Here is a 20,743-nt window from a genome sequence, read left to right on the forward strand (position 1 = left end):
CCGTCACTCCATTGAATCCGTTTAGCCGCGCGCGGCAGCGATCTTGATCAGCTTGGCGTAGTAGAACCCGTCATGCCCGCCCTGCTGGGCCAGCAATTGGCGACCATGGGGCTGCTTGATCCCGGCCAGCGTGGCCAGATCCAGTTCCCGGGCACCCGGTGTGCGCTCAAGGAATGCACCGATGACTTCGGTGTTCTCGGTCGGCAAGGTCGAGCAGGTGGCGTAGAGCAGGATGCCGCCCACTTCGAGGGTTTTCCACATGGCGTCGAGCAACTCGCCTTGCAGTTGCGCGAGGGCGGCGATGTCGTCGGCCTGACGGGTCAGCTTGATGTCCGGATGGCGGCGGATCACCCCGGTGGCCGAGCACGGCGCGTCGAGCAGGATGCGCTGGAACGGTTTGCCGTCCCACCATACCGCCGTGTCGCGACCGTCGGCGGCGATCAGTTCGGCGTTCAGGCCGAGGCGTTCGAGGTTTTCCTTCACCCGCACGAGACGCTTGGCTTCCAGGTCCACCGCGACCACGCCGGCCAGCGCCGGTTCGGCTTCGAGGATGTGGCAGGTCTTGCCGCCCGGCGCGCAGCAGGCATCCAGCACTCGCTGACCCGGCGCGAGGTCGAGCAGGTCGGCGGCCAGTTGCGCGGCTTCGTCCTGCACGCTGATCCAGCCCTCGGCGAAACCCGGCAGGCTGCGCACATCAGCGGCGGCGTCGAGGATGATGCCGTCGCGGCTGAAGGTGCACGGCTGCGCGGCGATGCCCGCTTCCGTCAGCAAACCGAGGTAGGCGTCACGGCTGTGATGACGACGGTTGACCCGCAGGATCATCGGCGGATGCGCATTGTTGGCTTCGCAGATGGCTTCCCACTGTTCAGGCCAGAAGGCCTTCAGGGATTTTTGCAGCCAGCGTGGGTGGGCGGTGCGCACCACCGGATCGCGCTCCAGTTCGGCGAAGATCGCCTCATGTTCGCGTTGGGCGTTGCGCAGGACGGCGTTGAGCAGACCTTTGGCCCACGGTTTTTTCAGCTTGTCGGCGCAACCGACGGTTTCGCCAATGGCGGCGTGAGCCGGGACGCGGGTGTAGAGCAACTGATAGAGACCGACCAGCAGCAGCGCCTCGACATCGGCGTCGGCAGCCTTGAACGGCTTCTGCAAAAGTTTTTCCGCCAGCGCCGACAAACGTGGCTGCCAGCGGGCGGTGCCGAACGCCAAGTCCTGAGTGAAGCCGCGATCGCGATCCTCGACCTTGTCCAGTTGCGTCGGCAGGGAGCTGTTGAGCGAAGCCTTGCCGCTCAGGACAGCGGCGAGTGCCTTGGCGGCGGCCAGACGCGGGTTCATTGCGCGTCCACCGCTGCGCCAAGCACCGTGCCGATGGCGAATTTCTCACGACGGCTGTTGAACAGATCGCTGAAGTTCAGCGCCTTGCCGCCGGGCAATTGCAGGCGGGTCAGGCACAGCGCCTGTTCGCCACAGGCGACGAGCAGACCGTCCTTGCTGGCACCGAGGATGGTGCCCGGTGCGCCTTTGCCTTCGGCCAGTGTCGCCGCCAGCACTTTCAGCGCTTCGCCGTTGAGCGTGCTATGGGTGATCGGCCATGGATTGAAGGCGCGGACCAGACGTTCCAGCTCGACGGCCGGACGGCTCCAGTCGATGCGCGCCTCGTCCTTGTTCAGTTTGTGCGCGTAGGTGGCGAGTTCATCGTTCTGCACTTCGCCTTCCAGGGTGCCAGCGGCCAGACCGGCAATCGCTTGCACGACGGCTGGCGGGCCCATCTCGGCGAGGCGGTCGTGGAGGCTGCCGCCGGTGTCTTCGGCGCTGATCGGGGTGACGACCTTGAGCAGCATCGGTCCGGTGTCCAGGCCCGCTTCCATGCGCATCACGGTCACGCCGCTTTCGGCGTCGCCTGCTTCGACGGCGCGCTGGATCGGCGCCGCACCGCGCCAGCGTGGCAGCAGGGAGGCGTGGCTGTTGATGCAGCCCAGGCGCGGAATATCCAGCACCACTTGCGGCAGGATCAGGCCATAGGCGACCACCACCATCAAGTCCGGCTTCAGCGCTGCGAGCTCGGCCTGAGCGTCAGCGTTGCGCAGGGTCGGCGGCTGCAACACCTGGATATTGTTTTCCAGGGCGAGCTGTTTGACCGGGCTCGGCATCAGCTTTTGCCCACGACCGGCCGGACGATCCGGTTGGGTGTAGACCGCAACGATCTCGTAAGGGCTGTCCAGCAGGGCCTTGAGGTGTTCGGCGGCGAATTCCGGGGTGCCGGCAAAAACGATGCGCAGTGGCTCAGTCATGGGGGAGTCTCATAAAAAGAAAAAGGCTTGCCGCAGCAAGCCTTTGGAGAGGGGCATCAAGCGTTCTGGCGGTGCTGCTTTTCCAGTTTCTTCTTGATCCGGTCGCGTTTGAGCGTGGACAGGTAATCGACGAACAACTTGCCGTTGAGGTGGTCGCATTCGTGCTGGATGCACACGGCGAGCAGGCCTTCGGCGATCAGTTCGTAAGGCTTGCCGTCACGATCCAGAGCCTTGATCTTGACCTTCTGCGGGCGGTCGACGTTTTCGTAGAAACCCGGCACCGAGAGGCAGCCTTCCTGGTATTGCTCCATTTCGTCGGTCAGCGATTCGAACTCGGGGTTGATGAACACCCGCGGTTCGGTGCGGTCTTCGGAAAGGTCCATCACGACGATACGTTTGTGCACGTTGACCTGGGTCGCGGCAAGGCCGATGCCCGGCGCTTCATACATTGTTTCAAACATGTCATCGACCAGCTGACGCACTTCGTCGTCCACTACAGCCACAGGTTTGGCGATAGTGCGCAGACGCGGGTCCGGAAATTCGAGGATGTTCAAAATGGCCATAAGCTTGATTGCTGCACGTGTGAGGTAAAGTCGGGTCGATGGCCTGGCGGGTCCGAAGATGCAGGCTACCGTTGTGAAACGTAGCTCCTTGCTTTTAAGCATAGAGCAGGGAGCGAGCCACGGGGGCTCTGGCGTTTCACGCGAACGCACATAATAAAGGGATTCACCGCATGAGGAAATCACTACTCGCCCTGCTGTTTCTGGCCTCGGCCGGCGCCGCGCACGGGCAAGTGCAACTCAAGGAAGGTTTTCCACAGCAATACACGGTGGTTTCAGGGGATACGCTCTGGGACATCTCCGGTAAATATTTGCGCGAACCCTGGCAGTGGCCGCAGCTGTGGCGGGCCAATCCGCAGATCGAAAACCCCAACCTGATCTATCCGGGCGACACGCTGACCCTCAGTTACGTCAACGGCCAGCCCCGCCTGACCCTCAATCGCGGGGCGTCGCGCGGCACCATCAAGCTGTCGCCACGGATCCGCAGCAGCCCGGTGGCCGAAGCGATCCCGAGCATTCCGCTCAAATCCATCAACAGTTTTCTGCTGAGCAACCGCATCGTCGACAAGGTCGAGGACTTCGACAAGGCGCCGTACATCGTTGCCGGCGATGCCGAGCGGGTGCTCAGCGGCACCGGTGACCGGATCTTCGCCCGAGGCCATTTCGATCCGAATCAGCCTGTCTACGGCATCTTCCGCCAGGGCAAGGTCTACACCGATCCGCAGAGCAAGGAGTTCCTGGGGATCAACGCCGACGACATCGGCGGCGGTGAGATCATCGCCACCGAAGGCGACGTCGCCACCCTCGCCCTGCAACGCACGACCCAGGAAGTGCGCCTCGGCGACCGTTTGTTCAGCGGCGAAGAGCGTTCCATCAACTCGACCTTCATGCCCAGCGCTCCCACCACCGACATCAAAGGCCTGATCATCGATGTTCCGCGCGGCGTGACGCAGATCGGCGCGATGGACGTGGTGACCCTGAACAAGGGCAAACGCGATGGTCTGGCCGAAGGCAACGTGCTGGTGGTGATGAAAACAGGGGAAACCGTGCGTGACCGGATCACCGGTCAGCCGTTGAAAATCCCCGATGAACGCGCCGGATTGCTGATGGTGTTCCGCACCTACGACAAACTCAGTTACGGCCTTGTACTCAACGCATCGCGCTCGCTGGCGGTGCTGGACAAGGTGCGAAATCCTTAGCTGGCTTCACAAGTTACCAACAGACTTATCCACAGCTTGTTCCGAAAGGTTCGGGGCTTATAACGATCAAGGATGATCCATGATGATGCCTGTCTGTACGCCGGTTTCCCCTGCGGAACTGGAAGCGCGTTTGCGCCTGCACCGTTTGCCGGAAATCGGCCCGAAACGTTTTGCCCGGTTGCTCGAAGCGTTCGGCTCCGCCTCCAAGGCCATCAGTGCGCCGGCCAGTGCCTGGCGTTCGCTGGGTTTGCCGGTGGCGAGCGCCGAAGCTCGCCGTTGTCCTGAAGTGCGTGACGGCGCGAGCCGCGCATTGGCCTGGCTAGAGCGCCCGGGCCAGCATTTGCTGATGCTCGACCAGCCGGACTACCCGGCATTACTGGCGCAGATTGCCGATCCGCCACCGCTGCTGTTCGTTGCCGGTGACCCGCTGATCCTGGAAAAACCTCAGCTGGCGATGGTCGGCAGTCGCCGCGCCTCACGTCCGGGCATGGACACCGCCACGGCGTTTGCCCGCAGCCTGGCCGGAGCCGGTTTCGTCATCACCAGTGGCCTGGCGTTGGGCATCGATGCCGCCGTGCATCAAGCCGCGCTCGACGTCGGCGGGCAAACCGTCGGGGTGCTGGGCACTGGCCTGGAAAAATTTTATCCACAGCGCAATCGGCGGCTGGCGGACACGATGATTGCCTCTGGCAGTGCGGTGATTTCGGAGTTTCCACTGGACGCCGGGCCGACGGCGAGCAACTTCCCCAGGCGCAACCGGATCATCAGCGGTTTATCCCTCGGCGTACTGGTGGTCGAGGCCAGTGTGGCCAGCGGTTCGTTGATCACCGCGCGACTGGCGGCGGAACAGGGTCGTGAGGTCTATGCGATTCCGGGCTCGATCCATCACCCCGGCGCGCGCGGTTGCCATCAACTGATCCGCGATGGCGCGGTGCTGGTGGAAACCATCGAGCACATCCTCGAGGCCCTGCGTGGCTGGCAGCACTTGTCGGTATCCACGACTACACCGGCTACGGACAATCCGTTGCTGCGCCTGCTGCACGCGGCGCCGCACACCAGCGAGGGCTTGGCCGACAGCAGTGGCTGGGCGTTGCCAAAAGTACTGGCGGCATTGACCGAACTGGAGATGGAGGGCCGCGCCGTGTGCGAAAACGGCCGCTGGTTTGCGCGGGTAAGCTAGGTTTTACATTGAAGATCGGTAAACTGCGCAAAACCTGTTTTCGGAGAGTTTTTCATGGTCAACAGTTGGCGTGTGCAACAAGCCGCACGAGAGATTCGCGCCGGGGCGGTGATTGCCTATCCAACCGAAGCCGTCTGGGGGCTGGGGTGCGATCCATGGAATGAAGAAGCGGTGGATCGCCTGTTGGCGATCAAGAACCGTTCGGTGGACAAGGGGTTGATCCTGGTCGCCGACAACATTCGTCAGTTCGATTTCCTGTTCGAGGATTTCCCCCAGGACTGGATCGATCGCATGGCCAGTACCTGGCCGGGGCCGAACACCTGGCTGGTGCCGCATCAGAACCTGTTGCCGGAGTGGGTGACCGGGGTGCATGACACCGTGGCTTTGCGGGTCAGCGATCATCCTCAAGTGCGGGACTTGTGCTCGCTGGTCGGACCGTTGATCTCGACCTCGGCCAATCCGCAAGGACGGCCGGCGGCGAAGAGTCGCTTGCGGGTCGAGCAGTATTTCCGTGGTCAGGTCGATCTGGTGCTGGGCGGAATGCTCGGTGGGCGCAAGAACCCGAGCCTGATTCGCGATCTGGCGACCGGCAAGGTTGTGCGCCCGTCCTGAGATCCGAAGAGCCTGGTGGCGGGGAGCTTGCTCCCCGCCACCATCGGTTTTATGGCAACAGAACAGTCGAACCCGTCGTGCGCCGCGCCGACAACTCGGTCTGCGCCTTCGCCGCATCCGCCAGTGCGTAACGCTGGCTGATATCCACTTTCAGCTTGCCGCTGGTGATCATCCCGAACAGCTCATCGGCCATCCGTTGCAGGTTCTCGGCGTTGTTGGCGTAGGTCGCCAGCGTTGGCCGGGTCACGTACAGCGAACCTTTCGCCGCCAGAATCCCCAGGTTTACGCCGTCCACCGCGCCGGATGCGTTGCCGAAGCTCACCACCAGGCCACGGGGCGCTGCGCTGTCCAGCGAGGCCGGCCAGGTGTCCTTGCCGACGCCGTCGTAGACCACCGGGACTTTTTTCCCGTCGGTCAATTCCAGCACCCGCTGGGCGACGTTTTCGTGGCTGTAATCGATGGTTGCCCAGGCGCCATGGGCCTTGGCCAGTTCGGCTTTCGCTGGCGAGCTGACGGTGCCGATCAGCTTCACACCCAGCGCTTTCGCCCATTGGCAGGCCAGCAAACCGACGCCGCCGGCCGCTGCGTGGAACAGAATGGTTTCGCCGCCCTGCAGTTCATAAGTCTGACGCAGCAGGTACTGCACGGTCAGGCCTTTGAGCATCACGCCGGCAGCGGTTTCGAAGCTGATGGCGTCCGGCAGGTGCACCAGATTTGCTTCGGGCAAGACATGCACGTCGCTGTAGGCGCCCAGCGGGCCGCTGCCATAAGCCACACGGTCACCAACCTTGAACCGGGTGACGGCGCTGCCCACCGCCTCGACGATGCCGGCACCTTCCGAGCCTACGCCCGACGGCAATGCCGGTGGCGCGTACAGACCGCTGCGGTAGTAGGTGTCGATGAAATTCAGGCCGATGGCCTTGTTGCTCACACGAACCTGCTGCGGGCCGGGCTCGGCAGGTTGATAGTCAACGTACTCGAGCACTTCAGGGCCGCCATGGGCGCGGAACTGGATTCGCTTGGCCATCTGCCTACTCCTTGGGATGTTCTGAAAGGCCCCTATCGAACTCCCATGCTTGATCTTCGTCAACTGCGGCGTGCCGGCCTGCGATGGTATGCTACGCGCCCATTTGCGCGGGGCGCCGCGCAGTTACGCCCCGATCCAAGGTGATGCCATGACGACCCGCACCGACGCCGTAAAGGCCTATCTGCTCGACCTGCAAGACCGCATCTGCGCCGCGCTGGAAACTGAAGACAGCGGCACGCGCTTCGTCGAAGACGCCTGGAACCGTCCGGCCGGCGGTGGCGGTCGCACCCGGGTGATCGAGAACGGCACGGTCATCGAAAAGGGCGGCGTCAACTTTTCCCACGTCTTCGGCAGTGGCCTGCCACCGTCCGCCAGCGCCCATCGACCAGAACTGGCCGGCCGCGGTTTCGAAGCCCTCGGCGTGTCGCTGGTGATCCACCCGCACAACCCGCATGTGCCGACGTCCCACGCCAACGTGCGCTTTTTCATCGCCGAGAAGGAAGGTGAAGAGCCGGTCTGGTGGTTCGGCGGTGGCTTCGACCTGACGCCGTACTATGGCAATGAAGAAGATTGCATCCACTGGCACCGCGTTGCCGAGCAGGCCTGCGCGCCGTTCGGCCCGGACGTCTATCCGCGCTACAAGGCCTGGTGCGACACTTATTTCCACATCAAGCACCGCCACGAACCACGGGGCATCGGCGGTCTGTTCTTCGATGACCTGAACGAGTGGGACTTCGACACCAGCTTCGCCTTCATGCGCGCCATCGGCGATGCATATATCGACGCTTACCTGCCGATCGTGCAGCGCCGCAAGAACGATGCGTTCACCGCCAAGCAGCGCGAGTTCCAGGAATTCCGTCGCGGCCGCTACGTCGAGTTCAACCTGGTTTACGACCGTGGCACCCTGTTCGGTCTGCAATCGGGCGGGCGCACCGAGTCGATCCTCATGTCGCTGCCGCCGCAAGTGCGCTGGGCCTACGACTGGAAAGCCGAGCCGGGCAGCGAAGAAGCGCGCCTGACCGACTACTTCCTGCAAGACCGCGACTGGCTGGCCCAGGCCTGAGGATTTCTGATGGATCGTTACGTCGTTTTCGGTAACCCGATCGGCCACAGCAAGTCGCCGATGATTCACAAGCTGTTCGCCGAACAGACCGGGCAGAGCCTCGACTACAGCACCCTGCTGGCACCGCTGGACGATTTTTCCGGCTGCGCCACGGCGTTTTTCCAGGACGGTCGCGGCGCCAACGTGACCGTGCCGTTCAAGGAAGACGCCTATCGCCTGGCCAACAGCCTGACCGCTCGTGCCCAGCGCGCGGGTGCGGTGAACACCTTGAGCAAACTCGCCGACGGCAGCCTGCTCGGCGATAACACCGACGGTGCCGGACTGGTGCGGGACCTGACGGTCAACGCCGGGTTCAGCCTCACCGGCAAACGCATTCTGCTGCTCGGTGCCGGTGGCGCGGTGCGCGGTGCGCTGGAGCCATTGCTGGCGGAGAAACCGGCCTCGGTGATCATCGCCAACCGCACGGTGGACAAGGCCGAGCTACTGGCCGAACTGTTCTGTGATCTGGGGCCGGTGTCGGCCAGCGGTTTCGACTGGCTGCGCGAGCCCGTGGACGTGATCATCAACGCCACCTCTGCCAGCCTCACCGGCGACGTGCCGCCGATTGCGCCAAGCCTGATCGAGCCGGGCAAGACCCTGTGCTACGACATGATGTACGGCAAGGAACCGACCGCGTTCTGCCGCTGGGCCAGCGAGCACGGCGCGGGCGTGGTGATGGACGGGTTGGGCATGCTGGCCGAGCAGGCGGCGGAGGCGTTCTTCCTGTGGCGCGGAGTGCGTCCGGACACTGCGCCGGTTCTGGCTGAATTGCGTCGGCAGTTGGCGCTGTAAGGCACCTTCAGTCCTCGAAGCGGATCGGGCATTTCTCCGGTCCTTCGAGTTTGCGCAATTCCTCCACCACCTGCGGTCGCGCCTGACGCAAGGTCAGGCTGCGATCCTGGCGCAGCAGGCGCCGGGCCTCCTGATGCAGCATTTCCACACCGGAATAGTCGATGAAGTTGATCTGCTGCGCCTCGATCACCACCCGCGCGCCGTGCATCCGTTGCAGGCGCACTTGCAGGTAGTGGCTGGCGCCGAAAAAGATCGAGCCGCCGACCCGTAGCACATCGTCTTCGCCATCGCGCCAATGCTGCACTCTCGGCTGCGAAGTGCGCTTGAGGTAGAAAAACAGCGAGGCCAGCACGCCGGCATAAATGGCTGTCTGCAATTCCAGCAGCAAGGTGGCGACGCAGGTCAGGCCCATCACCACGAACTCTGCCCGGCTGACCCGCAACAGCGCACGAATGCCGCGATGATCCACCAGTCCCCAGGCGATCAACAGAATGCTGCCGGCCATGGCCGGAATCGGAATGTGCGCGATCAGCCCGGCACCGAAAATCGCGAACAACGCCACCCACAACGCCGAAAACACCCCGGCCAGCGGCGAACAGGCCCCGGCCTCATAGCTCAGCCCGGAACGGGTGAACGAGCCGGCGGACAATGATCCCGAAAAGAACGCCCCGACAATGTTCGAAAGACCCTGAGCGCGGACTTCCTGATTGGCATCGAGCAACTGTTGCGAGCGTGCGGCAATCGAGCGGGCAATCGACAGGCTGGTGACCAACCCGAGCATACCCACCGCCACGGCGCTGGGCAGCAGGCGCAGGACCAGATCCATATCCAGCGGCAACCCGCTGAACGGCGGCAGACGCCCGACAAAAGCGCTGACCAACTGAACATGGCCGAACATCGCCGGCCACAGCCACACCACCAGGCTGCCGAGCACCAAGGTCATCAACAGCGTCGGCCAACGCGGCAGCCATTGTTTGAGCAGCGCACCGATCACCACTGTGGCGACACCGAGGGCCAGTGACGGTTTATCCACAGCCCCGAGATGACGCAGCAAATCCATCAGGCTGGCCAGCGCCGTCGCCTTGGCCGGCAGATCCAGCCCCAGCAGGTTCGGCAACTGGCCGATGGCAATCACCACCGCCGCCCCGAGGGTGAAACCCAGCACCACCGAGTGCGAGACGAAATTCACCAGCGCGCCGAAGCGCAACAGGCCGAGCAACCACTGGAAAATCCCCGCGAGGAAGGTCAGCAGCAGGATAAGGGTGATGTAGTCCTGCGATGCCGGCACGGCCAGTGGGCTGACACTGGCGAACAGCACAATCGAAATCGCCGCCGTCGGCCCGCAGATCAGATGCCACGACGAGCCCCACAGGCAGGCGATCAGTACCGGGATGATCGCGGCATAGAGGCCGTATTCGGGTGGGAGACCGGCGATCAGGGCGTAGGCAATCGACTGGGGCAACGCGAGAATCGCGCCGCTGAGGCCGACGACCAGATCCCGCCCGACGCTGGCGCGGGTCTGCCGGGGCAGCCAGGTCAGGAAGGGAAACAGTGAGCGGCGGCTGGGGAGGGCCATGGATCCTCTCGGGTGAAATTTTGCGCATTGTACGCAGATCGTTCCCACGTCGAGACGTCGAACGCGCCTGGGTAGGAACGATCCGTGTGAGGGCTAGAGTTTCGCTTTGACGGCCGGCAACGCGTCTTTTCCATCCACGGTCTTCACACCATCGAGCCACTTGTCCAACACCGCCGGATTCGCCTTGATCCACGCCTTCACCGCATCGGCATTGCTGACCTTCTTGTTCACCACCTCGGCCATGATGCTGTTCTCCATCTCCTGAGTGAACGAAAGATTGGTCAGCAATTTACCCACATTCGGACAGGCCTCGGCGTAGCCCTTGCGGGTCAGGGTGTAGACGCTGCCGGTGTCGCCGAAGTATTTCTCGCCGCCCTTGAGGTAATGCATTTTCAGCTGCACGTTCATCGGGTGCGGGGTCCAGCCGAGGAAGGTGACGAATTTCTGCTTCTTCACCGCCCGCGAGACTTCAGCGAGCATGGCCTGCTCACTGGACTCGATCAGCTTCCACTGGCCGAGGTCGAAGTCGTTCTTCTTGATGATCTCTTGCAGCGAGATGTTCGCCGGCGCGCCAGAGCCGATGCCGTAGATCTTCTTCTCGAACTTGTCCGCGAATTTGTTCAGGTCGGAAAAGTTATGCACACCCGCATCCCACACGTAATCCGGCACGGCCAGGGTGAATTCGGTGCCGTCGAGGTTCTTCGCCAGTTGCGTGACGTCGCCGGTGGCCACGAACTTGTCGTAGAAGCCCTGCTGCGCCGGCATCCAGTTGCCGAGGAACACGTCGACCTGACCGTCCTTCAAGCCGCCGAAGGTGATCGGCACCGCGAGCGTGTCGACCTTGGCCTTGTAGCCCATGCCATCCAGCAGAAACCCGGTGATGGCGTTGGTCGCGGCGATGTCGCTCCAGCCGGGGTCGGCCATTTTCACCGTGTCGCAGCTCTCGGCGAACGCGGATGCGCTGCCCAGTGCCAGCAGGCTGATCGTCACGATTGTGGATAACTTGACCATGGACTTCCCCTTAACGTTATTGGTTTTGGCAGGGTTGTGGATAACGGGCTTTGCGCTCCAGGTCATCGAGGTCGATGTGGTTGCGCATGTACTGCTGACTGGCATCCACCAGCGGCTGGTGGTCCCAGCTCTTCAGCTTGCCGAGGGTCAGCGCCTCGGCGACGAAGCGCCGGCGCCGCTGGCTTTCGAGCACCTTGCGGTGGATCGCCGGGATGTCCCACTTGGCCCGCGATTCGGCGAGAAAATCGTCGAAAAGCTGGCGATGTTGCGGTGATTGGCTGAGTTCTTCCTGCTCACGTGGATCGTTATCCACATCGAAGAGTAAGCAAGGGTCGGTTTCGCTGTAGATAAATTTGAAGGCGCCACGCCGGATCATCATCAGCGGGCTGACGGTGCCTTCGGCCATGTATTCGCCGAACACTTCGTCATGACCGCCCTGCCCTTGCAGGTGCGACACCAGCGAGCGGCCGTCCAGCGGCAGATTCGCTTCCAGGCTGCCACCCGCCAGTTCCACGAAGGTCGGCAACAGGTCGACGGTGGACACGGCGGCGCCTACACGGCCTGCATTGAACTGACCGGGCGCACTTATCAACAGGGGCACCCGGGCAGCCATTTCGAACCAGTGCATTTTGTACCAGAGGCCTTTTTCCCCAAGCATGTCACCGTGGTCGCCGGAGAACACGATGATGGTGTCGTCCGTCAGCCCGCATTCGTCGAGGGTTTGCAGGAGTTTGCCGACGTTGGCGTCGATATAGCTGCACGCACCGAAGTATGCCCGGCGCGCGTCGCGAATCTTATCCACAGGCAGCGGCTTGTTCCACAGGTCGTAGACCTTGAGCAAACGCTGGGAATGCGGATCGAGTGAATGCTGATCCGGCGTTGTCGGAAGCGGGATATCCGCATCGTCGTACAAATCCCAGAACGCCTTGGGAATCGTGTACGGGTCGTGCGGGTGAGTCATCGACACGGTCAGGCAGAACGGCTGGTCGCCGTCCTCTCGAATGTGATCGAACAGGTACTGCTGAGCCTTGAACACCACCTCTTCGTCGAAATCGAGCTGGTTGGTCCGCACGCACGGCCCGGCCTGCAATACCGAAGACATGTTGTGATACCAGCTCGGCCGCACATCGGGCTCATCCCAGTTCACCGCCCAGCCGTAGTCGGCCGGATAGATGTCGCTGGTCAGGCGCTCTTCGTAGCCGTGCAGTTGATCCGGCCCACAGAAATGCATCTTGCCCGACAGCGCGGTGCGATAGCCGAGGTGGCGCAGGTAATGGGCGTAGGTTGGAATGTCGGCGGGGAAATCGGCGGCATTGTCGTAGGCGCCTATCTTGCTCGGCAACTGGCCACTGACCAGGGTGAAACGCGACGGCGCGCACAGCGGGCTGTTGCAATAAGCGGCGTCGAACACCACGCCTTGTTCGGCGAGGCGGCTGAGATTCGGCAGTTTGATCGGCGACGGGCCGTAGAACGGCAACATTGGCGCGGCCATTTGATCGGCCATGATGAAGAGAATGTTCTTGCGCTTCATGTGATCGCGGCATTCCATAGTGAATATTTATGCGACATTGCTGCGATCGAGCATGGATTCCCCGCAATATCCGGTAAAGCCCGCGCCGGACAATGACTAGGATAAGCACAGCTTATGTATGACGCCCTCGGTGATTTGTCGCTCGACCTGCTGCGCGCCTTCGAGGCAGCAGCCCGTCATCGCAGTTTTACCGCGGCGGCGGTGGAGCTTGGGACCACCCAGCCGGCGATCAGTCAGCAGATCAAACGGCTGGAGGAACAGCTGGGGACGCGGCTGTTCGACCGGATCTACCGAGGCATTGAGTTGACCGAGGTCGGTTCAATTCTTTTCGAGCAAGTCACCCTCGGTTTGCAGAATATCGACGCAGGATTGAGCGCGATCAGCGCGCAACAGCAACATGAGGTGCTGCAGGTCGCCACCGACTTCGCCTTCGCTGCGTACTGGCTGATGCCGCGTCTGCATCGTTTTCACGAAGCCAATCCGCAGGTCGATGTCAGCCTGGTCACCAGCGAGCGCAATCACAATATGCTGCGCCCGGATATCGACGTTGCCGTGCTGTTCGGCGACGGTCGCTTCAAACAGGGTGAAAGTCATTGGCTGTTCAGCGAAGAAGTGTTCCCGGTGTGCAGCCCGCAATTGCTCAAGGATCGCGCCCGGCCCTTGCCGGCCCAGGCTTTGCTGGAGTTTCCGCTGCTGCATCTGCGCGGCGAGAACAGCAGCAACTGGTTCGACTGGAGCGGCCTGTTCCGCGAACTCGGTATCAATACGCCGCCGGCCCCGGGGCAACTGCGTTTCGATAACTACACCTTGCTGATCCAGGCGGCGATTGGCGGTCAGGGTGTGGCCATCGGCTGGCGGCACCTTGTGGATAACTTGCTGGCGCAGGGTCTGTTGTGCCGGCCGATTGCCGAGACCACCCTCTCCCGCCTCGGTTATTACGTGGTGCTGCCGCAGCGCAAACGCCGAGGGGCGTTGATTCAGCAGTTTGTCGATTGGTTGATGGCCGAGCAGGCCAGCAGCGCGCAGTCGCTGACGGGAATGGAGTTGCCTTCGATCGCCGTTTGATCAGGTGTCCGACGCCGCGACAAAACTCAGGTGCACGCCCAGCAGCCGTTCAGCCATCAACGCACTGCCCAGGCTACTCATGGCACCATAGAGCACCACTTTCACCACTGGGGTTTCGGCATTTTTCATGGCTGAGGTCCCTTTGTTTTCCCTTGTAGGGCGTGTGACATACGAGGGTTCGAACCGATTCAGAGGGTTTGCGATGCAGACGATCAAGGGTTATCACGCCCACGTTTATTACGACGCCAGCACGATCGAACAGGCGCGGGCGCTGTGTGAGCAGGCGGCGGCGTTGTTTCCATTGAAGATGGGCCGAGTGCATGAACGCCCGGTCGGCCCGCACCCGGACTGGAGCTGCCAACTGGCCTTCGGCCCGGAGCTGATCGGCGACGTGTTGCCGTGGCTGGCGCTCAACCGCAAGGGGCTGGTGGTGTTTCTGCACCCGGACACCGGCGATGACTTGCTCGATCACACCGAGCACGCGATCTGGATGGGCGCGATGCGGCCGCTGGATCTGTCTATTTTTTAATCAGATGGTTTCTTCAGGCTCGCCAGGTAAATGCTCGTCCAGATGCAGCCACGGCAACTGGTTGTCGGTCCAGATGTGCCGCTCGGCGGCGGCTTGTTCCGGGTGATCCAGCGTGGCGACCGTCAGATCGATGCTCTCGGGGCTGAGCAACGTCACCAGCGCCAGTTGCGCGCCGCAGTTCGGGCAGAAGAACCGTGCGCAACTCGTCGAGGAGTCGTAGCGCGAGGGTGTCCCGGCCAGCCACTGGAAGTTCGCCGCCGGCAGCGTGATCCAGGTGGTGACGATGCCACCGCTGACCCGCCGGCAAATCGAACAATGACAGTGGGCGATGTCCTGCAGCGTTCCGCTGAACTGATAGCGGATATGTCCGCAATGGCAGCCGCCGCTGTGCAATTCACTCATCGTCTCGCCCTCCCGTTCCCGTGTTCATTGACTCTAGTCGTATCCGACGGCCGGTTGACCATTCGCCCAAAGCTTTCAGCGGCGAAAGGTAGCTGAAAGGTTCCCCGATTAGGATCGCCGCCACTACCGGCAACAGACCGGTTGGCCAACGTGTGTGATTGCTCGCACGTCAGGCCCAATTAACAACAACAATGGTGATTCTGATGTCCTCTGTTACCCGCCTCCTCGCTCCAACTCCGCCCGTACGTCTCGTGCTTCCCGTTCTGCGCTGATCTCGCCCGATCCGCTCACTTACCTAGCCGCGCTACGCCTGGAGTATTCCCATGCTGACTTTCCTTGGCTTCGCCATGGTCATCACGTTCATGTTCCTGATCATGACCAAGCGCCTGTCTGCGCTGATCGCTCTGATCATCATCCCGATCCTGTTCGCCCTGTTCGGTGGTTTCGCGCCGAAGATCGGCCCGATGATGCTCGAAGGTATTACCAAGCTTGCGCCGACCGGCGTGATGCTGATGTTCGCCATTCTGTATTTCGCCCTGATGATCGACTCCGGCCTGTTCGACCCGGCCGTGCGCAAGATCCTCAAACTGGTCAAGGGCGACCCGCTGAAAGTTTCGGTCGGCACCGCCGTACTGGCGCTCGTCGTTTCCCTCGATGGTGACGGCGCGACCACTTACATGATCTGCGTGGCCGCCATGCTGCCGCTCTACAGCCGCATCGGCATGAGCCCGCGGATCATGGCCGGTCTGATCATCCTCGCCGGCGGCGTGATGAACATGACCCCCTGGGGCGGCCCGACCGCCCGTGCCGCCAGTGCGCTGCATGTGGACCCGTCGGACATCTTCGTGCCGATGATCCCGGCGATGGCGGCCGGTGTGGTGGCGATCCTGATCATTGCCTACTTCTACGGCAAACGTGAACGTGCGCGTCTGGGTGAACTGCACCTGATCGGCGACGAAATCGATCACAGCGAAATCAGCGTGTCGCAGTTCCCGGATGCCCGCCGTCCGAAGCTGATCTGGTTCAACGGTCTGCTGACCCTGGCGCTGATGTGCACCCTGATCGCCGGCCTGCTGCCGCTGCCGGTGCTGTTCATGGTGGCGTTCAGTATTGCAATGATCGTCAACTACCCTTGCCTGCAACAGCAGAAAGACCGCGTCGCGGCTCACGCCGGCAGCGTGCTGTCGGTGGTCAGTCTGATCTTCGCGGCGGGCATCTTCACCGGTATCCTGTCGGGCACCGGCATGGTCGATGCCATGTCGAAAAGCCTGCTGGCGGTGATCCCTGATTTCCTCGGCCCGTACCTGGCGGTGATCACGGCGCTGGTGAGCATGCCGTTCACGTTCTTCATGTCGAACGACGCGTTCTACTACGGCGTGTTGCCGGTGTTGTCCGAAGCGGCCAGCCATTACGGCATCACTGCGGTGGAAATGGCCCGTGCCTCGATTGTCGGCCAGCCGGTTCACCTGCTGAGCCCACTGGTGCCGTCGACGTATCTGCTGGTCGCACTGGCCGGGATCGAGTTCGGCGATCACCAACGTTTCACCCTGAAGTGGGCAGTGCTGGTTTGCCTGTGCATACTGGTCGCAGCCTTGCTGTTGGGGACTTTCCCGCTGTTCAGCACTTTGTAACGGCATCAACTCAACCAAACGCCAGCTGTCTGCTGGCGTCTTGGTTTAACACACGCTCAAAGGAATACACATGGAATGGCTGACCAACCCTGAGATCTGGGTTGCCTTCTTTACCCTGACCGCCCTGGAAATCGTTCTGGGCATCGATAACATCATCATGATTTCGATCCTGGTCAGCCGCATGCCCAAACACATGCAGCAACGCACCCGGATCTTCGGTCTTGGCCTGGCCATGATCACGCGGATCCTGTTGCTGCTGTCGATCACCTGGGTCATGCGCCTGACCGCCGACCTGTTCGTGGTGTTCGGCCAGGGCATTTCCGGACGTGACCTGATCCTGTTCTTCGGTGGCCTGTTCCTGCTGTGGAAAAGCTCCCAGGAGATGTACCACGCGCTGGAAGGTGAAGACGAAAGCGACGACACGCCTGGCGGCAAGGGCGGCAACTTCTTCTACACCATCATCCAGATCGCGATCATCGACATCGTGTTCTCGCTGGACTCGGTGATCACTGCTGTCGGCATGGTGTCCCATGTGCCGGTCATGGTCGCGGCGATCATCGTGGCGGTGCTGGTGATGATGCTGGCCTCGGGCAAGATCAGCGAGTTCATCGACAAGCACCCGTCGCTGAAAATGCTCGCGCTGTCGTTCCTGCTGGTGGTCGGCACCGTGCTGATCGCCGAAGCGTTCGACGTGCATGTACCGAAGGGCTACGTCTACTTCGCCATGGCGTTCTCGCTGGCGGTCGAAGCGATCAACATCAAGCTGCGCGGCGCGATGGCCAAGAAGAAACAACAGCAGGATCCGGTGAAACTGCGCAAGGATATTCCGGGTCAGTAACCCGAACGCTGCGCAAAAGATCAAAGGGCCTTCGGGCCCTTTTTTCATGGCCGCATGAAGCTGTTTTCATGACGCTTTTGTTTCAATCCGCACTTTAGCTGTGCAATGCTGGCGCCCGGACCGTTAGCCAACTACAGCTTAAGAACAACACGTAGAAACTGCGCGGTATCGTCAACTTGCCCCTTTGGGGCGCTGCAACTACAGGGGGTCTGCATGCTCACCCTGCTCAATTTGCTTTCTGCCGTGGCCCTGCTGATCTGGGGCACGCACATCGTTCGAACCGGCATCCTGCGGGTGTACGGCACCAATCTGCGCCATGTGATCGGCCAGAACATGTCCAGGCGCTGGCTGGCGTTCATCGCCGGTATCCTTGTGACCGCGATGGTGCAGAGCAGCAACGCCACCGCCATGCTCGTGACCTCCTTCGTCGGCCAGGGCCTGATGGCGTTGACTCCGGCCCTGGTGACCATGCTCGGGGCCGATGTCGGTACGGCGCTGATGGCGCGGGTGCTGACGTTCGATCTGTCGTGGCTGTCGCCGCTGCTGATTTTCCTCGGAGTGATTTTCTTTCTGTCGCGCAAGCAGACGCGGCTCGGGCAAATGGGCCGTGTGGCCATCGGGCTGGGGCTGATCATTCTGGCGCTGCAATTGATCGTCGAGGCCGCCGGGCCGATCACGCACGCAAAAGGTGTGAAGGTGATCTTCGCCTCGCTGACCGGCGACATCTTGCTCGACGCCCTGGTCGGCGCGTTGTTCGCGATGATTTCCTACTCAAGCCTCGCCGCCGTGCTGCTGACCGCGACGCTGGCCGGGGCCAATGTGATCAGCCTGCCGGTGGCGATCGGTCTGGTGATTGGCGCCAACATCGGCAGTGGCGTGCTGGCATTCATGAGCACCAGCATGCAGAACGCCGCTGGCCGCCAAGTGGCGCTGGGCAGTCTGTTGTACAAGCTGATCGGCCTGTTGCTGATCATTCCGGTGCTCGACCCGCTGGTGCACTGGATCGACAGCCTAGATTTCAGTCCGCAGGAAATGGTCATCGGCTTCCACCTGCTCTACAACACCGTGCGCTGCCTGATCCTGGTGCCAACCGTCGCGCCCATGGCACGGCTGTGCGCCTGGCTGCTGCCGGAGCGGCCGGAAATCAACGGCACCGCCAAGCCACGTCATCTCGACCCGACAGCGCTGGTCACACCGAGCCTGGCGCTGGCCAACGCCGCCCGGGAAACCCTGCGCATGGGTGATCTGATCGACAACATGCTCGACGCGACCCTCGATGTACTGCGCGGCAAACAGACCGCCGTCACCATGGAAATGCGCAAGCTGACCGATGACGTCGAAGCGCTGTACAGCGCGATCAAGCTGTATCTGGCGCAAATGCCCCGTGAAGATCTTGGCGAGCAGGACAGTCGGCGCTGGGCGGAAATCATCGAGCTGGCGATCAACCTCAAACTTGCCAGCGACCTGATCGAACGCATGTTGCGCAAGGTGCAGCAGCAGAAGACCTCCCAGCGCCGCTCGTTTTCCGAGGACGGGCTGGAGGAGTTGGCGGGCTTGCACCAGCAGTTGATCTCCAATCTGCGGCTGGGGCTGTCGGTGTTCCTCAGCGGTGACAAGGAAAGCGCCCGCCAGTTGCTGCGCGAGAAACGGCGCTTTCGCGCGCAGGAGCGGCGTCTGGCCCATGCGCATGTCAGCCGTTTGCAACGCAAGATCGTGCAAAGTATCGAGACCAGTTCGCTGCACCTGGAGTTGATTGCCGACATGAAACGCTTGAACTCGCTGTTCTGCAGCAGCGCCTACGTGGTGCTGGAAACCGCCGATACCGGAGCGCTCGAGTCCGACGATATGGCGGACATCACGCATTCGCCTTGAACGTCTGGGGCTGTGGTCAGTCAGTAACTCAAGGTTCAGCCTCACGGCCGGACTGACAACACGGATCTCCGATTCAGCTGTATGGAAGCTCGTTATGCGTTGCCTGTTGTTCGCTTGTCTGTTGCTCGGTTCCCTGCCCGCCCTCGCCCTGGATCGCTTTCAGGTCGAAGGCTATGCCCTGCCCAACGGCCTGCAATTGCTGCTCAAGCCCGGCACCGAACGCGGGCATGTGGCGATCAGGCTGGTGGTGGGCGTCGGTCTCGATGACTTCGACTGCAATGAGAAAGAACTGCCGCACCTGCTCGAACACCTGTTGTTCAGCGGCATCGACGCCACTGGCGAAGGTGGCCTCGAAGAGCGCATGCAGGCCCTCGGCGGCGACTGGAACGCCTTTACCAGCAACGCCGACACCACGTTCGTGATCGAAGCCCCGGCGAAAAACCAGCGCAAGGTCCTCGATCTGCTGCTGGATCTGCTGACCCAGACCCGCTTCGACGACAACGCGATCAACGCCGCCAAACGGGTGGTCGAGCGCGAGGACGGCGGGCATTACACCCGCCTGCAACGCTTTCTCGACCGGCAGGACCTGGGCCACACCGCGAGCAATCAACTGGCGGTCGAGCTGGGCCTGAAATGTCCGCAACGGGCCGAGGTCGATGGCCTGACCCGCGCGCAACTGGAGAAGGTGCGCAAAGCTTGGTACGCGCCGAACAACATGACCCTGATCGTCGTCGGTGACCTCGACAAGTTGCTGCCGGCCTATCTGGAGCGGGCGTGGGGCGCGCTGGAAGCGGTCGACCCGAGCGAACACCGGCCTTTGCCGGACATCCGCGCCAGCGCCGCCCATGAACGCACGATCACTCGCGGTTTCATCGGCAACAGCGCCAAGCTGCACTGGCTGGTGCCGGAGCCGGTGCTGGACGATCAGTACGACCAGACCTTCGACCTGCTCAAGGAGTATCTGGAGTGGGCGCTCTACCGCCAGTTGCGCCTGAACCATGGTCTGTCCTACGGGCCGTGGGCCGAGCGTGAGGTGTTCGGTGGCGTCGGTTTCATGAGCCTCAACGCCGATCTGGACCGCAGTGATATCGCTGAAGCCGAGCAAGTGCTGGAAGATCTCAAGGCCGACCTGCTGAAAAACGGCCTCGACGCCGACACCTTCAATCGCCTCAAACAGGCGGCTATCGCCCATCAGGCCTGGGCCGTGCAGGGCAACAGCGCCATGGCCGACTATTACTGGAGCGCCCTGGGCGACTACGAGGACGGCCGTTTCGCCGACCCGGCCCTGGAACTGCAAGGCGTGACGCTGGAAGCGGCGAACAAGGCCATGCGCGAATTGCTGCTGCAGCCGGGATACCTGCGGATCGAGAAGCCCTTGCTCAGTGATGACGAGGTGCTGTGGCTGATTGCGGGCGGGCTGGGTGTACTGCTGCTGATTCTGTTCGGCTGGCGACTGCATCGTCGTCCCCCGGCCAAGCCGTGATCCCGTGGGTTTTTACTGATCGGCAGCCTCGCCACGGGGCCCGGC

General features: G+C 62.2%; 19 protein-coding genes and 1 pseudogene. 11 read left to right on the forward strand and 9 right to left on the reverse strand.

What is annotated here, in order from left to right:
* Positions 1-21: 21 nt before the first annotated feature.
* Genes rsmB through def form a run of 3 tightly spaced genes read right to left on the reverse strand, consistent with a single transcriptional unit; the run spans position 22 to position 2,851 of the window.
* Positions 22-1,332: a 16S rRNA (cytosine(967)-C(5))-methyltransferase RsmB gene (gene rsmB / locus IF199_RS00075; protein ID WP_192559387.1), complete on the reverse strand. Its 1,311-nt coding sequence runs from the start codon at positions 1,330-1,332 to the stop codon at positions 22-24.
* A complete protein-coding gene (gene fmt / locus IF199_RS00080) occupies positions 1,329-2,288 on the reverse strand; it encodes a methionyl-tRNA formyltransferase (RefSeq protein ID WP_192559388.1) in 960 nt (319 codons plus the stop codon). The genes rsmB and fmt overlap by 4 nt, the downstream gene beginning before the upstream one ends.
* Positions 2,289-2,344: 56 nt before the next feature.
* A complete protein-coding gene (def, locus tag IF199_RS00085; RefSeq protein WP_007954104.1) occupies positions 2,345-2,851 on the reverse strand; it encodes a peptide deformylase in 507 nt (168 codons plus the stop codon).
* Positions 2,852-3,021: 170 nt separating this feature from the next.
* Here def and IF199_RS00090 point away from each other — a divergent pair, with 170 nt between their 5' ends.
* From IF199_RS00090 to tsaC, 3 genes are all read left to right on the forward strand, one after another.
* Positions 3,022-4,047: a LysM peptidoglycan-binding domain-containing protein gene (locus tag IF199_RS00090; RefSeq protein WP_096822392.1), complete on the forward strand. Its 1,026-nt coding sequence runs from the start codon at positions 3,022-3,024 to the stop codon at positions 4,045-4,047.
* 79 nt (positions 4,048-4,126) lie between these two features.
* Positions 4,127-5,227 carry a DNA-processing protein DprA gene (gene dprA, locus IF199_RS00095; RefSeq protein ID WP_192559389.1) on the forward strand — a complete coding sequence of 367 codons (1,101 nt, stop codon included), beginning with the start codon at positions 4,127-4,129 and terminating at the stop codon, positions 5,225-5,227.
* Positions 5,228-5,281: 54 nt separating this feature from the next.
* Entirely contained in the window at positions 5,282-5,839 is a 558-nt protein-coding gene (tsaC, locus tag IF199_RS00100) for an L-threonylcarbamoyladenylate synthase type 1 TsaC (protein WP_096822394.1), read from the forward strand.
* A 49-nt stretch (positions 5,840-5,888) separates the two neighbouring features.
* Here tsaC and IF199_RS00105 read toward each other — a convergent pair whose 3' ends face one another.
* Positions 5,889-6,866: an NADPH:quinone reductase gene (locus tag IF199_RS00105; RefSeq protein ID WP_192559390.1), complete on the reverse strand. Its 978-nt coding sequence runs from the start codon at positions 6,864-6,866 to the stop codon at positions 5,889-5,891.
* A gap of 148 nt (positions 6,867-7,014) precedes the next feature.
* Here IF199_RS00105 and hemF point away from each other — a divergent pair, with 148 nt between their 5' ends.
* Both hemF and aroE read left to right on the forward strand, forming a co-directional pair.
* Positions 7,015-7,929 (forward strand): oxygen-dependent coproporphyrinogen oxidase, encoded by a 915-nt coding sequence (hemF, locus tag IF199_RS00110; protein WP_096822465.1) that lies wholly within the window; start codon positions 7,015-7,017, stop codon positions 7,927-7,929.
* A 9-nt stretch (positions 7,930-7,938) separates the two neighbouring features.
* Positions 7,939-8,760 carry a shikimate dehydrogenase gene (aroE, locus tag IF199_RS00115; RefSeq protein WP_192559391.1) on the forward strand — a complete coding sequence of 274 codons (822 nt, stop codon included), beginning with the start codon at positions 7,939-7,941 and terminating at the stop codon, positions 8,758-8,760.
* A gap of 7 nt (positions 8,761-8,767) precedes the next feature.
* On the opposite strand, the gene IF199_RS00120 is transcribed toward aroE, so the two are convergent.
* From IF199_RS00120 to betC, 3 genes are all read right to left on the reverse strand, one after another.
* Complete coding sequence (locus IF199_RS00120) at positions 8,768-10,336, reverse strand: SulP family inorganic anion transporter (protein WP_096822397.1); 1,569 nt, start codon at positions 10,334-10,336, stop codon at positions 8,768-8,770.
* Positions 10,337-10,429: 93 nt separating this feature from the next.
* Positions 10,430-11,347 carry a choline ABC transporter substrate-binding protein gene (gene choX, locus IF199_RS00125; RefSeq protein WP_192559392.1) on the reverse strand — a complete coding sequence of 306 codons (918 nt, stop codon included), beginning with the start codon at positions 11,345-11,347 and terminating at the stop codon, positions 10,430-10,432.
* Positions 11,348-11,363: 16 nt separating this feature from the next.
* On the reverse strand, positions 11,364-12,878 hold the full coding sequence (gene betC / locus IF199_RS00130; protein WP_192559393.1) for a choline-sulfatase: 1,515 nt from the start codon (positions 12,876-12,878) through the stop codon (positions 11,364-11,366).
* 114 nt (positions 12,879-12,992) lie between these two features.
* On the opposite strand from betC, the gene IF199_RS00135 reads away from it, so the two are divergent.
* Positions 12,993-13,943, forward strand: coding sequence for a choline sulfate utilization transcriptional regulator (locus tag IF199_RS00135; protein WP_102621175.1), 951 nt, complete (start codon positions 12,993-12,995; stop codon positions 13,941-13,943).
* A 30-nt stretch (positions 13,944-13,973) separates the two neighbouring features.
* On the opposite strand, the pseudogene IF199_RS00140 reads toward IF199_RS00135, so the two are convergent.
* Positions 13,974-14,072 (reverse strand): annotated as a pseudogene (locus tag IF199_RS00140) (NADH-flavin reductase); the annotation flags it as partial.
* Positions 14,073-14,145: 73 nt separating this feature from the next.
* Here IF199_RS00140 and IF199_RS00145 point away from each other — a divergent pair.
* Positions 14,146-14,472 (forward strand): DOPA 4,5-dioxygenase family protein, encoded by a 327-nt coding sequence (locus IF199_RS00145; RefSeq protein WP_096822401.1) that lies wholly within the window; start codon positions 14,146-14,148, stop codon positions 14,470-14,472.
* Here IF199_RS00145 and IF199_RS00150 read toward each other — a convergent pair whose 3' ends face one another.
* Positions 14,473-14,874, reverse strand: coding sequence for a GFA family protein (locus IF199_RS00150; RefSeq protein WP_192559394.1), 402 nt, complete (start codon positions 14,872-14,874; stop codon positions 14,473-14,475).
* A 323-nt stretch (positions 14,875-15,197) separates the two neighbouring features.
* Here IF199_RS00150 and IF199_RS00155 point away from each other — a divergent pair, with 323 nt between their 5' ends.
* The 4 genes from IF199_RS00155 (at position 15,198) to IF199_RS00170 (ending at position 20,698) form a co-directional block, all read left to right on the forward strand.
* Positions 15,198-16,505 (forward strand): CitMHS family transporter, encoded by a 1,308-nt coding sequence (locus tag IF199_RS00155; protein ID WP_096822403.1) that lies wholly within the window; start codon positions 15,198-15,200, stop codon positions 16,503-16,505.
* Positions 16,506-16,575: 70 nt separating this feature from the next.
* Positions 16,576-17,343: a TerC family protein gene (locus IF199_RS00160; protein WP_192559395.1), complete on the forward strand. Its 768-nt coding sequence runs from the start codon at positions 16,576-16,578 to the stop codon at positions 17,341-17,343.
* Positions 17,344-17,556: 213 nt separating this feature from the next.
* The gene (locus IF199_RS00165) at positions 17,557-19,215 is read left to right on the forward strand and encodes a Na/Pi cotransporter family protein (RefSeq protein WP_192559396.1); all 1,659 of its coding nucleotides are present in this window, start codon (positions 17,557-17,559) and stop codon (positions 19,213-19,215) included.
* Between the two features lie 94 nt (positions 19,216-19,309).
* Positions 19,310-20,698, forward strand: a complete 1,389-nt coding sequence (locus IF199_RS00170; RefSeq protein WP_096822406.1) for a M16 family metallopeptidase — start codon at positions 19,310-19,312, stop codon at positions 20,696-20,698.
* The last annotated feature ends 45 nt before the right edge of the window (positions 20,699-20,743 follow it).

The sequence above is a fragment of the Pseudomonas allokribbensis genome, from assembly GCF_014863605.1.
Lineage (GTDB): Bacteria > Pseudomonadota > Gammaproteobacteria > Pseudomonadales > Pseudomonadaceae > Aquipseudomonas > Aquipseudomonas allokribbensis.